The organism is Aeromonas sp. PrichA-15, assembly GCF_017939245.1.
Classification (GTDB): Bacteria; Pseudomonadota; Gammaproteobacteria; order Enterobacterales; family Aeromonadaceae; genus Aeromonas; species Aeromonas caviae.
This window is the reverse complement of sequence record NZ_JAGKRH010000332.1, coordinates 1-351: the sequence shown is the minus strand read 5'-3', so window position 1 is coordinate 351 and position 351 is coordinate 1. Positions and strand designations below refer to the sequence as shown.

The 351-nt window shown below is 48.7% G+C and carries 1 protein-coding gene; it reads left to right on the top strand.

From position 1 onward, the window contains the following. Positions 1 to 351: ISAs1 family transposase (locus tag J9889_RS22990; protein ID WP_210558346.1), on the top strand; the 351-nt coding region annotated here is incomplete at both ends.

Sequence of the window (351 nt, the reverse complement as noted above, 5' to 3'; positions counted from 1 at the left end):
TGCCAAGGATGCGCTTCAGTTGGTCACGGCTTACGATACCGAAAATGGGCTGGTGTTAAGCCAGAAAGCAACCCCTAACAAGAAGGGGGAAATCGAAACCGTCAAAGATATGCTGGACATTCTTGAGCTAAAAGGAGCCGTTGTCACACTCGATGCGTTGCATTGTCAGCGTGAGACACTGGAGAAAATCAGCGAGAAGAAGGCTCATGTAGTGGTACAGGTCAAGAATAATCAACCGAAGCTGTATCAAGCGGTTCAATCGCAATTCCAGTCACTGTTTGACGCCCAGAAAGAGAAGATTGTCGTCGAGCACAAAGAGAGTGGACATGGCCGCCAGGAAGAGCGTTATGT